Here is a 13131-nt window from a genome sequence, read left to right on the forward strand (position 1 = left end):
ATTCCTCCCTTATCCTTTCACCGCGCCGGCCGTCATCCCCTTCATCATTTGTTCCTGAAACAGTAAATAGAGAACGATGGTCGGGATCACCGACAGCGTCATGCCCGCCAGCGACAAGCCGTAGTCCGTCTGGTAGCCGTCTGCGAAGTTAGCGATGGCCAGCGGCAGCGTCTTGAGCGCCGTCTTGTTGATAAACACGAGGGCGAAGGAGAAGTCATTCCAGGAATGCAGGAAGCTAAGAATGGTCACCGTGGCTAAGGCCGGAACCGACATCGGCAACATGATGCGGAAGAATAACCCCCACAAGCCGGTGCCATCAATAAAAGCCGCTTCCTCCAGCTCGCGGGGCACACTCGTCAGGTACGCCGTCAGCACGAATACCGCCGTAGGCAGCGCAAATGCGGTGTAAGGCAGAATCAGCGCCCAATACGTGTTCAGCAGCGACATCTGCTTCATGAGAATAAACAGCGGAACCAGGGTGCTATGAATCGGGATCAGCATCCCGATCACGAAGAAGGTCAAGACCCCACCTTTCCAACGGAACTGGAAACGGGCCAGGATAAACGAAGTCAGCGCGGCTATGAACAAGGTCAGCACAAGCGATCCGAGAGCCACAATAAGCGAATTCCCGAATGCGGTACCGAGCCGCGAGCTCTCCCAAGCCCGCGTGAAGTTGTCGCCATGCCACACCTGCGGCAGCCCAAAGGGACGGGCGTAGAAATCGGCGTTCGTCTTAAACGCGCTGATCACCAGCCAGAAGAACGGGTACAGGGTCACCACCCCATAGAGCGTCAGCAGGCCCCAAAACAAAAGCCGGCCCGTTTTGCCCAGCACCCGCCCGCCGCCGCCATTCCCCGCGTTTTTCGCCGATAGAGGGGTTGTTAGATTCATGTTCATGTTCAATGGGTACCTCCTTTCATCTTAAGCGGCGTCTTTCTTCCGATTGGTCAGCCACTGGCTGGTGCCAATCAATAGCAGACTGATGATCATGATGCTGGTGGAAATCGCACTCCCGAACCCATAACGATAGGTCGAGAAGGTCGAATTGTACATATATGTCGCCAGCAGCTCGGTCGCATGCGCCGGGCCGCCCTTCGTCATGATGTAGACCAGGTCGAAGGACTTGAGACTTCCCGATATGCACAGGACAACCGCCACTTGTACCGTATTCTTAATCATCGGCAGCGAGATCGTCAGGAGCTTGCGAACGCCGGAGACGCCGTCGATCTTAGCCGCGTCGTGGATTTCACCTGGGATGTTCTGGAGCGCAGACATGAAGATGATTAGATAAAGTCCGACATAACTCCAAATCAGCGGCGGAAGAAGCGAATAAATGGCGATATTGCCGTCCGACAACCACTCCAGCTTCCAGCTGGATAGACCCAGCGCGTCCAGCAGAAAGTTCAGGATGCCGATCTGCGGATGATAAATGTACTGCCAGATCATCCCGATCACCACCGTGGACAAGACCATCGGAAGAAAAACCGCCGAGCGAAGGAAGCGCTGCAGCAGATTGCTTTTGTGCAACAACACCGCCAAGGCGAGAGCCAGCGGAATTTGCCCGAACACCGAAGCCAGCACGAACACGACATTATTTTTCAGCGCCCGCCAAAACACCGGATCCCGCAATATTTCCGCATAGTTGCTTAGGCCGGTATATTTCGCTTCGCCGATGCCCGACCAGTTGAAGAAACCGTAATACGCCGACCAGATCACCGGTACGAAAACAAACAACGAGTAAATCACCAGCGCGGGCAGCAGGCCGGTGATGATAAAGCTCTTGCTGCGTAAGGCGTTCATGCTCTCTCACATCCTTTAAGGGAAAAAATAATCCCCCTCCCCTGAGGGGAAGGGGGAACTCTACTAATTCGAAGCCACAGCCGCGGCTTGTGCGTCCTGAATCTTGCGAGCGATATCCTCCGCTTTGCCGCCCATGAGCAGCTCCTGCAGCCCGTTGTTCACCACTTCTACGGTTGCCGAGCCCAACTTGGAGTCGTAAACGGGTACGATTTTGACACGTTGGATCAGATCATACAGCTCTACGAACAGCGGATGCGCTTTGCTCTTGTCGAGCTCGATGTTGTAGCTGACTAAGGTGCTGCTGTCCAAAGTAGCCTTTTGCCCGTCGGGACCTGCCATCGCGTAGAACAGCTTCATCGCCGCTTCCTTCCGGGCACCGGTCAACTTCTTGCTGACGCCAAGGCCCGTACCGACGACGCCTGCGGTCGTATCTGCGGCTCCTTTGCCGCCATCAATCGTAGGGACGATGGTGATATGCGTGTTGTCCAAGACTTCCGGCGGCGCATTGTTGACCAGGTTGGCCAGCGCCCAACCGCCGTTGACGACCATCGCGGCATTCCCCTGGAAGTACAACTGCATCATCTGCGTCTCGTCGAGGCTATTGAAGCCATCCTGGAACGCCTTGATGTCGCCAAGCTTCTGGAACTTGGTCAACGCCTCGACGAACTCGGGATCTGTAAACTTGGCCCCATCCTGCGCAACGGCCTTCAGGAACCACTCCGTGCCGGTAACCCGGTCGCCCACGGTGCTGAAGAACGTCGATTGTGCCACCCAGTTCGCTTTGTTGCCCAGCGCGATCGGGATCACGCCGTTGTCATTAAACGTTTGGATCGCAGTCTCTAATTCTTCCCATGTTTCCGGTACCTTCACGTTATATTTCTTAAACAAGCTATCGTTGTAGTAAATAAAAGAGCTTGGCGCCAGGTTCATCGGCACGGAGTAGATTTTACCGTCTACCGTGTAACCGTCCAGCGCATTCGGAATGAAGTTGTTCTTCCAATCCGGATTGGCATCCAGTTCATCGTTGATCGGCTGCAGCAGATCGCCTTTGACGAATTCCTTCGTCATCGCGTCCGGCCACATCACGAACAAGTCGGGCATTTCGTCTGCCGCGGCCACTGTCCGCAGCCGGGTCTTCAGCCCGTCCGTCGGCAGCCCTTCGTCAACAACCTCGATTTCGGGATGAGCTGTCCGGAAATCCTCGATAATTTTCCGCATCGCCACCGCTTTGGCATCTTGGCCTGTCCAGTTATGCCAGATCGAGATGCTCACTTTCTCTCCACCGTTATCTCCGCTGCCCGAAGCCTCATTTCCCCCGCCGCAGCCGGCGAGCAACAACGCCAACATGGCGGCGCTGCACAATAGTGATATCCATTTTTTCATCGTATTTGAATCCCCCCTTGCTTTGATTAAACTCATTGTAATGTTAGCGCTCTCAAAACATAAGGAGACGAATCGCGGCACCAGGGGTGAAAAATTTCGGTTTGGAACTTAGACAAATGGTTCTATTCTGCTTCTAAAGCACACGATATTGCCGTCCGGATCGCGAAAATGCATCGACCTGGCTCCCCAAGGGTACGTGGTAGGAGTCGCCACGAATTCAACGCCCAGCGCTTTTAACCGCCCATATTCCGCATCAACGTCCTCAACATTAAAACCCAAAGTGAAGTTCCCCGATCCCCAATAGGTGGAGAAATCAAACCCCATATCCGTTTCCGCCGCCCGCCGCGAGTAAATCGCGAGTCCCGTGCCCTCGGTCTTCATTTCCACGTGAATCTCGTCCCCCACCGCCGTCGCTTGCAGGACCGTTTCATAGAACCGGGTCATCGCCACCACCTGATCCGTCAAGATCGCGACATCTACAAATTTCATCCTCATCTCTCCTTCCGCGCCAGAATCAAAAACCGATGCTCCCGACTGGATACAAATCCGGTTTGATCTATAATGTTCTGCAACTCGCATAACTTCTCGAAACAACGTTCCACAGAGAAATCGGCAAACTCCCATTCTAGGATTTTGGCAAAATAGACGAGCGCACCCACATCGCGAAACTTCACCTCGGGAAAAGCCTCCTGCTGAACCTCGACGTCGAAGCCCGCTTCAATCATGTCTCGAACCGCATGGGCCAAATCGAACTCGGCGGGCGTCTTCATTGCCCCTTCGCCAAGTAGATTCCGCGACAGCTCCCGGTTGTTCCGCCCACCCACTTGCTGGGTGATAAACACTCCGCCCGGCTTCAGGATTCGATAGACCTCCTTGGCCGAAAACGATTCATGACGGTTAAGGACCAAATTGAAAAATTCATCCTCATACGGCAGCCGGTCATCCTCCTCCACCTTAGACACTTCAATCCCATAAGCCGGCAGCTTGGCCCGACACAGCTCATAGTTGGGCGGGTACGCTTCCGTCGCATAGGTACGGCCGGGTGGCGGTGACAAAGATAGCAGAAACTCGCCCCCGCCGGTTCCCATATCGAGCATCACAGCGTTCTCGCTCATCTCCTGCTGAACCAAGGTCCGATAATCCCAAGGCAATTCCTCTTCTTCCAACCGTCCGTCCAGCTCGGAGAAATCCCAACCCTGAAAAACCTTGGCCTCCTCCGCTTCCCACCGCTTCTTCAATTCGCTTCGATCCACTGCCTTTGCTCCCCCTTGTCCTAGTTACGTGCGACAATTTCTTGCAGCGCCTTCCCCAACGTATCGAATCGGAAGGTGAATCCCGCCCGTTGCAGCCGCTCCGGCAACACCCAGCGACTCTTCAGCACCAACTCGGTCTCCGTGCGAATTAGGCGAGCGCCCAGCTCCAGCAGCCAACTCGGCGCGGGCAGGCCGATTGGAACGCCCATTGCCCGTCGCAAGCCGGCCATCAGCTCCCGGTTCGTGACCGGATGCGGGGCGGAGGCGTTAAACACGCCGTCGAGCTCGGGATGCTCCTGCAGGAATCGGACGATCCGGAACAGATCCTCCATATGAATCCAGCTGAACTGCTGGCGGCCGGACCCTTGGGCTCCGCCTAATCCGAAGCGTACCAGATTACGCAATGGGCCCATCACCCCGCCGTCGTCCAGTACGATCGCAATACGCAGCGCGACCCGCCTTGTTGCCGGGAGGTCAAAGGCGAAGAACGCCTCCTCCCATGCTTTTGCGACGTCAACCGAAAAACCCGAGCCCACTTCTCCGCTTTCCTCCGTCATCGGACGGTCCTCCGCATGCCGGTAAATCGTCGCCGTACTGGAGTTGATCCATAACGCCGGCGGACGCTGGCAGGCCAGGATGCACTCCCCAAGCTGACGCGTTGTTTCCGTCCGTGACTCCAGAATAAGCCGTCGATTCTCAGGGGTGTACCGGCAATTCACCGATCTACCGGCGAGGTTAATCAGCAGATCCGCCCCTTCCAACGCCTGCACGATGGCACTTTGGTCCTCCCAGGGAATATGGGGCGCTTGTCTTGAGATTACCTTAACCTCGGCTCCCAGTTCCTTGAACCTCTGCGCAAACGCCTGTCCAACAAACCCGGTGCCCCCAGCCAATACCACTTTCGGCATGCGATCCGCTCCTTTGCCCTGACATTTTGTTTTATTATACCATGCCGTCACGGGGGATTTTTCCAATGAAGTTGTTGCTTGCCAGGTGAGGTTAGGCGATAATTCTCCTAAGCAAAGTTAGAGTTACAGTTGAGTTTATAGACACTATATGAGGAGGATGACGGTGGACAAGTTCGGCATGTACGCTAAATTCACAGCCAAACCCGGGGAACGCGACCAGTTGGTCGGCATCTTGCTGGAAGCCGCCACCGGCGCTGGGAGCGTTCCGGAATGCGAGCTGTATGTGGTGAACGTTTCGGAGACAGAGCCCGAAACCGTGTGGGTTACGGAGGTTTGGAGCAACGCGGAAGCTCATGCGGCTTCACTGCAAGATGAAGCTACGCGAGCGATGATTCAACGCGCGATGCCGCTGATCGCCGGCGTGGAATCCATTCCGATCCGCCCGGTTGGCGGGAAGGGAATCAAGTAGCCGCGCGCGCATGAGTGAGATGCAAAAGTGCAGTTCTTTTTCGCCAATTCGGTTCGATTCGGGCGATCAAGTGCAAAAGTGCAGTCTAAATCCGGCAAATCACCTCTTATTCCCGGATTCGTCCCTGAATCAAATGCACTTTTGCAGTTCAGTCGCGAGATACGAAGGTTTAGCGAAATATCAACTGCACTTTTGCAGTTGGCTGGCTAGGAATCGAAGGCCGCTGAACGCAAAAAAGGGTTCGTCCCAAACGTAACTAACCAGTTCGCGGAAATGTTGCATTTCGTGCAGGATGTGGGTGTGAAACGGGCCTGTGGAGGTGAAATGTTGCTTTTCCTGCAACATTTCCACCCCCCAAACTGTCTTGCGCGGCCGGAATGTTGCATTTTGTGCAGCATTTTGTGGAGTATGCGAAGGAATCGGCTGAAATTGTTGCACAAACTGCAACATTCTTGCCGGTATCCCATGTTAGGCTAACAAAGAAAATAATCGGCTCGGTATAAAACCCACCTGGCCGATTACCTTTTGAGATAGCCCCAAAAAAGCCCTGTTCCATATCGGAACAGGGCTTTCGTTGTTTAGGCTTGCAGATCCTTCACGATGTCGCGTACCGCTTCAACGAGCGGGGTTGCCGGACGGCCCAGCAGAGTTTCCAGGTCACCGCTCGGAACGTCCAGCGCCCCTTCGCGGATCGAGCGCTGAATGGAGACGAGGAACGGCACCACCGGCTCCGGCACGCCCGCACCGCGCATCACTTCGGCGTAAGTCGCATCGTCGACGTGTTGGACCGGAACTTCACGGCCCAGGGCCTCGCCAATGATCCGGGCCAGCTCGGCATGCGGAATCGGCGTGCCCGAGAGCTCGTAGATTTTGTTCTCATGCCCGTTGCCGGTCAGCACGGCTGCTGCCGCTTGCGCATAGTCCTCACGTGTATCCCAGCCGACTTTGCCTTCTCCGGCGGAAGTCACGAGCGGCGCTCCAGCCAAAATGCCTTGGATCGTGCCGGTTTCGTTCTCGATATACCAGTTGTTTCGTAAGAACACATAAGGAATTCCCGTCTTCGCGATCGCTTCCTCGGTCGCTTTGTGAACAGGCGCCAGCTCCAGTGAATTATGGGCTGCATTTACCACGCTCGTATAAGCGATGAGTTGAACCCCCGCCCGCTGCGCCACCGCAACGGCCGCCAAGTGCTGGCGGATCCGCGTGTCGTTATCGCCTTGCGTCGATACGATTAAGAGCCGCTCCACACCGGCAAATGCCGTATCCAGCGAAGCGGGATCCTCGAAATCCCCCCGGCGCACGTCCACGCCCTGCGCGCTGAGCGCGCTGGCTTTCTCCGGATCACGTACGCTGACCGCCAGCTGCTCCGCAGGCACCTTTGCCAGCAACGCTTCTACCACCTTGGCACCGAGTTGACCCGTTGCCCCTGTCACTAAAATTTTCATCTGGAATCCTCCTTATCGATTGGGCTGCATGAAGTCATCGATCTACCTGTAACCATTATAGTTACACCAGATAAGGAAGTCAATGATCTTCTCGCAACAGTTCCTTTAGCATACCCTCCCGATGATTGACGAACTCCTTCATGATGATGTAATGATCGGTCTCTTCCAGCGTGGTCTTCTCGATCCCGTCCGGCGTGAGCTGGTACATGAGGCTGTCCGGATACGCCATCAGGATCGGCGAATGCGTGGAAATGATGAACTGGGAGTGGCGTCCGACCAGTTCATGAATTCGCGCCAGCATCGCCATCTGCCGATACGGGGACAACGCCGCCTCCGGTTCGTCCAAGATGTACAGACCGCGCCCGCTGAAGCGGTTCATGAACGCGGCAAAAAACGATTCGCCATGCGACATCGTATGCAGCGATTTTCCGCCATAAGAGTCGACAATCCGCGGCGGACTGACCCACGCATGATTGTCTCGATCCAGATTATCGATTTCCGTCGCCAGATTATAATAGCTCTCCGCCCGGAAAAAGAACCCGTCCCGCGGCCGCATCGGCCCCCTTACGGTACGCAGATAGCGATGAAGTTCGGAATGGGTCTCGGCCGTCGCGAAGCTAAAGTTCATCGTGCCGCCTTCCGGGTTAAACCCCAGGGCGACGGCGATGCCCTCCAGCAGCGTAGATTTGCCCATCCCGTTTTCGCCGACGATGTACGTCACTTTCGGGTGGAACTCCAGCTGACCCAGCGACGAGATCGCGGGCAAATGAAAGGGATAGTCGGCAAACGTCGGCACCTCCTGCCGCTGCAGCGTGATCCTCCGCAGAAAGGCGTTTAACTCCATTAAACGTCGCTCCCTTCCCCTTCCAGCGCACCGTGGTACAAGCTATGATAGAACCCGTGTCGTCGCAAGAGCTCCTCGTGCGAGCCCTGCTCGATCAAGCGGCCTTCCTTCAAGACCAGAATCTTGTCGGCCTGGCGGATGGTGTTCAGACGATGAGCGATCACGAAGCTCGTTCTGCCTTGCATCAACCACTGCAGGCCTTCCTGGATTTTGATCTCCGTCACGGTATCGATGCTGCTGGTCGCCTCGTCCAGTACAAGGATCGACGGATCCGCCAGTATCGCCCGCGCGATGGCCAGCAGCTGTCGTTGCCCTTGGCTGATGCCCCCGCCGTCTGCGCCGAGTACCTTGTCGTAGCCGCCAGGCATCCGCACGATGAAGGAGTGTGCGTTCGCCAGCTTGGCGGCTTCTTCCACCTCCGCATCGGTCGCATCCAATCGACCAAAGCGGATATTGTCGCGGATCGTGCCCTGGAACAGGAAGGACTCCTGCAGCACGAACGCCATCTGCGAACGCAGGCTGTCGCGCCGGATCGTCCGGATATCGCGGCCATCGACCGTGATCGTCCCGCGCGATGGTTCGTAGAAGCGCGACAGCAACTGGATCAACGTCGTTTTGCCGGCCCCCGTCGGCCCGACCAATGCGATCGTCTCGCCCGGATTTGCCGTAAAGCTAATCTCCTCCAACGTATCGCCGACCTCGTTTCCATTTTCCTCATAAGAGAAGTAGACGTCCGAGAAGACCACCTCGCCCCGAACGGACGACAGCTCTACCGACTCTTCCTCGTCGCTAGCTTCGATCTCCTCGTCCAGCACCTCGAACACCCGCTCCGCGCCGGCAATGGCCGACAGCAACGTGTTCCACTGGTTCGCCAGATCGTTCAGCGGCCGGGTGAATTGCCGTGCATACTCGACGAACACAACGATCACCCCGACGGTCACTCCGGCACTCCCCTGAACCGCCAACACCCCGCCGATCCCGGCCACGATCGCGAAGCTCAGGTTATTGAGCCCGTTCATCAGCTTGGGGATGAAGCCGGATATCGTCTGTGCCCAGAAGCTGGAGCTACGAATTGCCCCGTTACGTTCGCGGAAGTCTTGCAGCACTCGCTGCTCTTGAGAGAACGCCTTAATGATCCGCTGCCCCGACAATGTCTCCTCAATGTAACCGTTCAGGTTGCCAAGATCCTGTTGGCGCCGCTTGTACAGCGGCCCCGTCCGCTTCGTGATCCATCGCATCCCGGCCATCATCAGCGGCACGACGAGGAACGTCAGCAGCGTCAGCAGCGGGCTGAGGTACAGCATCACGGCGACCGTTCCGACAAGCGTCAGCACGCTGGAGAAAATCTGGATCGCCGAGCTGTTCAGCGTCGAGCTGACATTGTCCATATCATTGGTCAGTCGGCTCATGATCTCGCCTTGCTGGCGTTTCCCATAATACGGAATCGGCAGCCGATGCAACTGGGCGAACAACTCGGAGCGCATGCGGTACACCGTCTCCTGAGCGATTCCGATCATCCAGATGTTTTGCAGCCAGGACGTGAGCGACGAACCGGCAAACACCAGCGTTAATCCGATGAGGAACATTACCCAAGGACGGCCGCCACCTGACTCCAAGTAATCATCCACTGCCATCCCGACCAGGTATGGGCCTAGCAGTGCTAATCCCGAGCTGAAGACAACCATCAGCAAGACGGTCGCCAGCCGGGCTTTATGGGCAGATAGGTAACTCCAAATCCGCCCTAACGTGCCTGACCAATTTTTAGCCCGCACCTTAGGCCTTACGCCGCCGGGTCCGCCGCCGGGTCCGCCGCCATGTCCGGGCCGGCGCGGCGCAGCCGCCGTCGCAGACGGAGCGTCCTGACGAGCCCCTCCGCCCTGCGTTGCCTGCGAGGATGGACCCAGCTTCGGGTACGGATGGCGAAACGGTTCAGTGAAGGTCTTGAACGGCATGGGGTTCCGCCTCCTTTCCTTGCTGGGATTCGCAAATCCGCCGATACAATTCCGAATGCTGCAGCAGCTCCTCATGTTTCCCGCTGGCAATCAGCCGCCCGTCATCCATAAGAAGAATCAAATCCGCCGTAGCTGTCGAGCTAATCTTCTGAGTAATAAGCAGCGTCGTGCAAGAAAGGCTCGAGATCTCCTCCAGCAAAGCTGCCTCCGTGCGGACGTCCAGCGCGCTGGTGCTGTCGTCCAGAATCAGGATGGCCGGCTGCCGCACCAGCGCCCGGGCGATCGACAAACGCTGTTTCTGCCCGCCGGACAGATTAACGCCGCGCTGACCGAGCCGCGTCTCGTAGCCGTGCGGTTGCCGCTCGATCGTCTCGTGGATTTGCGCCTGCCGAGCCGCGGCCTGAATTTGCTCCAGCGTCGCATCCTCGCGGCCCCAGGCAATATTCTCCTGGATCGTTCCGGAGAATAACATGACCTCTTGCGGCACATAACCGATGGCGCGTCGGAGCCGTCTCCGATCGAGCTCGCGGATATCGATCCCATCGATACGGATCGTTCCCTCCGTGGGCTCGTACATGCCGGGGATCAGCTGCACCAGAGATGTTTTCCCCGAACCGGTCGCGCCCATGATGGCGATTCGCTGCCCCGGCTCCACCGTAAACGATACGTGCTCCAGCGCCATCACGTCGCGGCCCGGATAACGGAAGGAGACCTCGCTAAACTCGATGCGGCCTTGGATCGGTGACACTCCCGCTGCTGCCGCCATCTCCGCCGTTACCCCCAACTCTCCATCCGTTTTCTCACCAACCGCCTCCGTCAAACGACCTTCGCGCTCCCCGGCCGGATCATCCTCCTCCAGCACTTCGCGTACCCGTCCGCCTGATGCGGCTCCCCGCGACAGGGAGCTCATGATCCAGGATAAAGCCGATAACGCGCCGATCGTCCGCAGCGAATAGTTGATGACGGCGACGACTTCGCCAACGCTGGCGCCCCCGTCCGCGATTTCGACCCGGCCAAACCACAGCACCGCAATGATCCCGGCGTTCATGATGAACAGCAGGAACGGCATCGTTGTCTCCGTCAGCTTCAGCGCGGCGACTGTGCCCTGACGCAAATCCCGGTTGCGCTGTTCAAAGCGCCCGATCTCATGCGACATCCGCACGAAGACGCGGATGAGGCGCATGCCGGTCAGATTTTCCTGAATCAGGCCATTGACGCTGTCTGTGCGCCGCTGCACCGTACGAAATAAAGCGGACGCTTTACGGATCATCCACAGGACAAATCCCAGCAGCACGGGAACCGTAATCGTCAGCAGCAGCCCCAGCTTCGCATGGACGACCAAAGCCATTACGACGCTCCCAATCACAACCAGCGGCACCCGCGAAGCAAAGCGCAGGCACATAAAAATCACATCCTGCAGAACCGTGATGTCCCCGGTCAGCCGGGTGATCAACGAAGAAGCCGCAAAACGGTTAAATACCTCATACGAGAAGGATTGCACCTTTTCGTACAGCTTGTCGCGCAGGTCATAACCGAAGCCTTGACTCACATGCGAGGCGAAGAAGGAACTGGTAATCCCGGCGAGAAACGCCACCAATGCGCTCGCCATCAGCACCCCGCCCCAAATCCAGGCGACGGACACCTCGTGCTGCCGAATCCCCTGGTCGATGATCCGCGAGATGATCAGCGGCTGAACCAGCTCCACCGCCAGCTCGATCAGCAGCATGACGATCGCCGAAATGGCGGCAACCCGGTATTTTCTAAAAATAGCGGTCATAACGGACATCCTGATTCCTCCAGTCCGGGTGATTCCGTAAGAATCGCCAAATTGGTAAACTCTGCTGTTTTATTATAAAACAGTTGGGGGTGCTTGTGTATTTAGGATAGACTTTGGCAATCCGAATCCGAACCGAATTCCCCGGGAGGCCGCTCTAGTACTCTCGGTTATCCACCTCTAATTCAGCGGTTACTTCAGTAAAGACGGTTTCAGAGGTGACAATCCTTTTGGGCAGCGTCCGCCCTTCCGTCAGCTCTCTCACCGCCTGCATCAGATTCGGTCCAAGCAGGGGATTGCATTCCACCACCGCGTTGATTTTGCCTTCGGCCATGCTTCTTAGCGCCCTGCGCGTCCCGTCGACGGAAATGATCACGATATCCTTCCCCGGCCTAAGCCCGTAAGCCTCGATAGCTTTGATGGCGCCCAGCGCCATATCGTCATTATGAGCGTACAGCACATCCATCTCTCCACCGTGTTTCTGCAAAAAAGAGCGCATGACCTTCTCCCCCTGTTCCAGCGTAAAATCGGCATGCTCACTTTCCAGCACCTTGAATCTCTTATCCCCGAGAACCGTATCCGCAAATCCCCGGCCGCGATCAATGGACGGCGTCGAGCCCTCCGTCCCCTTCAGTTCCACGATTTGGATTGGCCCGGGGTGACCAACCATTTTATCCAGCAGGAATTTGCCCGCCTTCTTCCCTTCTTCGTACAAATCGGAACCGATCAGAGTCACGTAATTGGACGCATCGACCGCCCTGTCGACGATGATCACCGGGATTCCGGCCTCCTCGGCCTCGTCCAGGATCGGTACCCATCCGGTCTGAATAACCGGAGCGATCGCGATCACATCGACCTTGCGCGAGATAAAGCTGCGGACCGCCTCAAACTGCTTTTCTTGAGATTGCTCGGCATTTTCAAACAGCAGCTCGATCCCCGCCTCTTTGGCCGCTGTCTTGATCGATTGGCTATTCGCGTTCCGCCAGTCGCTCTCCGAACCGAGCTGGGAGAACCCCAGCACAATGCGGTGTTTCTCCGCAGCCGGCTCTCTTGAGGAAAGCTCAGGCCCCGAGGTGACATAGGTCATGGCCGTTTGATCCGCTTCAGGGTGAACCCAAGTCTCCTCCGCGGTTCCGGCCTGGCAGCCGGAGAAGATAAACAGAAGAGCAAGCAGGGCCAGAAGAGGCATGGGTTTCCATAATGTGAAGCGATTGCGCCTACGCATAACACGTCTTCCCCCTATTTCGTGATATCCCATTAACCGGAAGCTTATCACAAGCGATTTCACCGGAAAAGAGCGAAA

At 56.8% G+C, this 13131-nt stretch carries 13 protein-coding genes; 1 reads left to right on the forward strand and 12 read right to left on the reverse strand.

Annotated features, from left to right (window positions below):
- Positions 1-9 precede the first annotated feature (9 nt).
- The 6 genes from IM700_RS02525 to IM700_RS02550 form a co-directional block, all read right to left on the reverse strand.
- Positions 10-903 carry a carbohydrate ABC transporter permease gene (locus IM700_RS02525; protein WP_418888760.1) on the reverse strand — a complete coding sequence of 298 codons (894 nt, stop codon included), beginning with the start codon at positions 901-903 and terminating at the stop codon, positions 10-12.
- An 18-nt stretch (positions 904-921) separates the two neighbouring features.
- Positions 922-1800: a carbohydrate ABC transporter permease gene (locus tag IM700_RS02530; RefSeq protein WP_193416675.1), complete on the reverse strand. Its 879-nt coding sequence runs from the start codon at positions 1798-1800 to the stop codon at positions 922-924.
- A gap of 63 nt (positions 1801-1863) precedes the next feature.
- The gene (locus IM700_RS02535) at positions 1864-3183 is read right to left on the reverse strand and encodes an extracellular solute-binding protein (RefSeq protein ID WP_193416676.1); all 1320 of its coding nucleotides are present in this window, start codon (positions 3181-3183) and stop codon (positions 1864-1866) included.
- A gap of 108 nt (positions 3184-3291) precedes the next feature.
- On the reverse strand, positions 3292-3672 hold the full coding sequence (locus IM700_RS02540; protein ID WP_167521283.1) for a VOC family protein: 381 nt from the start codon (positions 3670-3672) through the stop codon (positions 3292-3294).
- Positions 3673-3674: 2 nt separating this feature from the next.
- Complete coding sequence (locus tag IM700_RS02545; protein WP_193416677.1) at positions 3675-4436, reverse strand: methyltransferase domain-containing protein; 762 nt, start codon at positions 4434-4436, stop codon at positions 3675-3677.
- 20 nt (positions 4437-4456) lie between these two features.
- Positions 4457-5344, reverse strand: coding sequence for a TIGR01777 family oxidoreductase (locus IM700_RS02550; RefSeq protein WP_193416678.1), 888 nt, complete (start codon positions 5342-5344; stop codon positions 4457-4459).
- A gap of 157 nt (positions 5345-5501) precedes the next feature.
- On the opposite strand from IM700_RS02550, the gene IM700_RS02555 reads away from it, so the two are divergent.
- Positions 5502-5813 (forward strand): putative quinol monooxygenase, encoded by a 312-nt coding sequence (locus IM700_RS02555; protein ID WP_239483540.1) that lies wholly within the window; start codon positions 5502-5504, stop codon positions 5811-5813.
- Between the two features lie 180 nt (positions 5814-5993).
- On the opposite strand, the gene IM700_RS02560 is transcribed toward IM700_RS02555, so the two are convergent.
- The 6 genes from IM700_RS02560 to IM700_RS02585 form a co-directional block, all read right to left on the reverse strand.
- A complete protein-coding gene (locus tag IM700_RS02560; RefSeq protein ID WP_193416679.1) occupies positions 5994-6263 on the reverse strand; it encodes a hypothetical protein in 270 nt (89 codons plus the stop codon).
- Positions 6264-6391: 128 nt separating this feature from the next.
- On the reverse strand, positions 6392-7258 hold the full coding sequence (locus tag IM700_RS02565) for an SDR family oxidoreductase (RefSeq protein WP_193416680.1): 867 nt from the start codon (positions 7256-7258) through the stop codon (positions 6392-6394).
- Positions 7259-7337: 79 nt separating this feature from the next.
- Positions 7338-8102, reverse strand: coding sequence for an AAA family ATPase (locus tag IM700_RS02570; RefSeq protein ID WP_193416681.1), 765 nt, complete (start codon positions 8100-8102; stop codon positions 7338-7340).
- A complete protein-coding gene (locus tag IM700_RS02575) occupies positions 8102-10054 on the reverse strand; it encodes an ABC transporter ATP-binding protein (protein ID WP_193416682.1) in 1953 nt (650 codons plus the stop codon). The genes IM700_RS02570 and IM700_RS02575 overlap by 1 nt, the downstream gene beginning before the upstream one ends.
- Positions 10032-11840 carry an ABC transporter ATP-binding protein gene (locus tag IM700_RS02580; protein ID WP_193416683.1) on the reverse strand — a complete coding sequence of 603 codons (1809 nt, stop codon included), beginning with the start codon at positions 11838-11840 and terminating at the stop codon, positions 10032-10034. Before IM700_RS02580 ends, IM700_RS02575 begins: the two co-directional genes overlap by 23 nt.
- 145 nt (positions 11841-11985) lie before the next feature.
- Positions 11986-13053 (reverse strand): ABC transporter substrate-binding protein, encoded by a 1068-nt coding sequence (locus tag IM700_RS02585; RefSeq protein ID WP_239483541.1) that lies wholly within the window; start codon positions 13051-13053, stop codon positions 11986-11988.
- Between the last annotated feature and the right edge of the window lie 78 nt (positions 13054-13131).

Origin of the sequence: Paenibacillus rhizolycopersici (genome assembly GCF_014947195.2) — a bacterium.
Lineage (GTDB): Bacteria > Bacillota > Bacilli > Paenibacillales > Paenibacillaceae > Fontibacillus > Fontibacillus rhizolycopersici.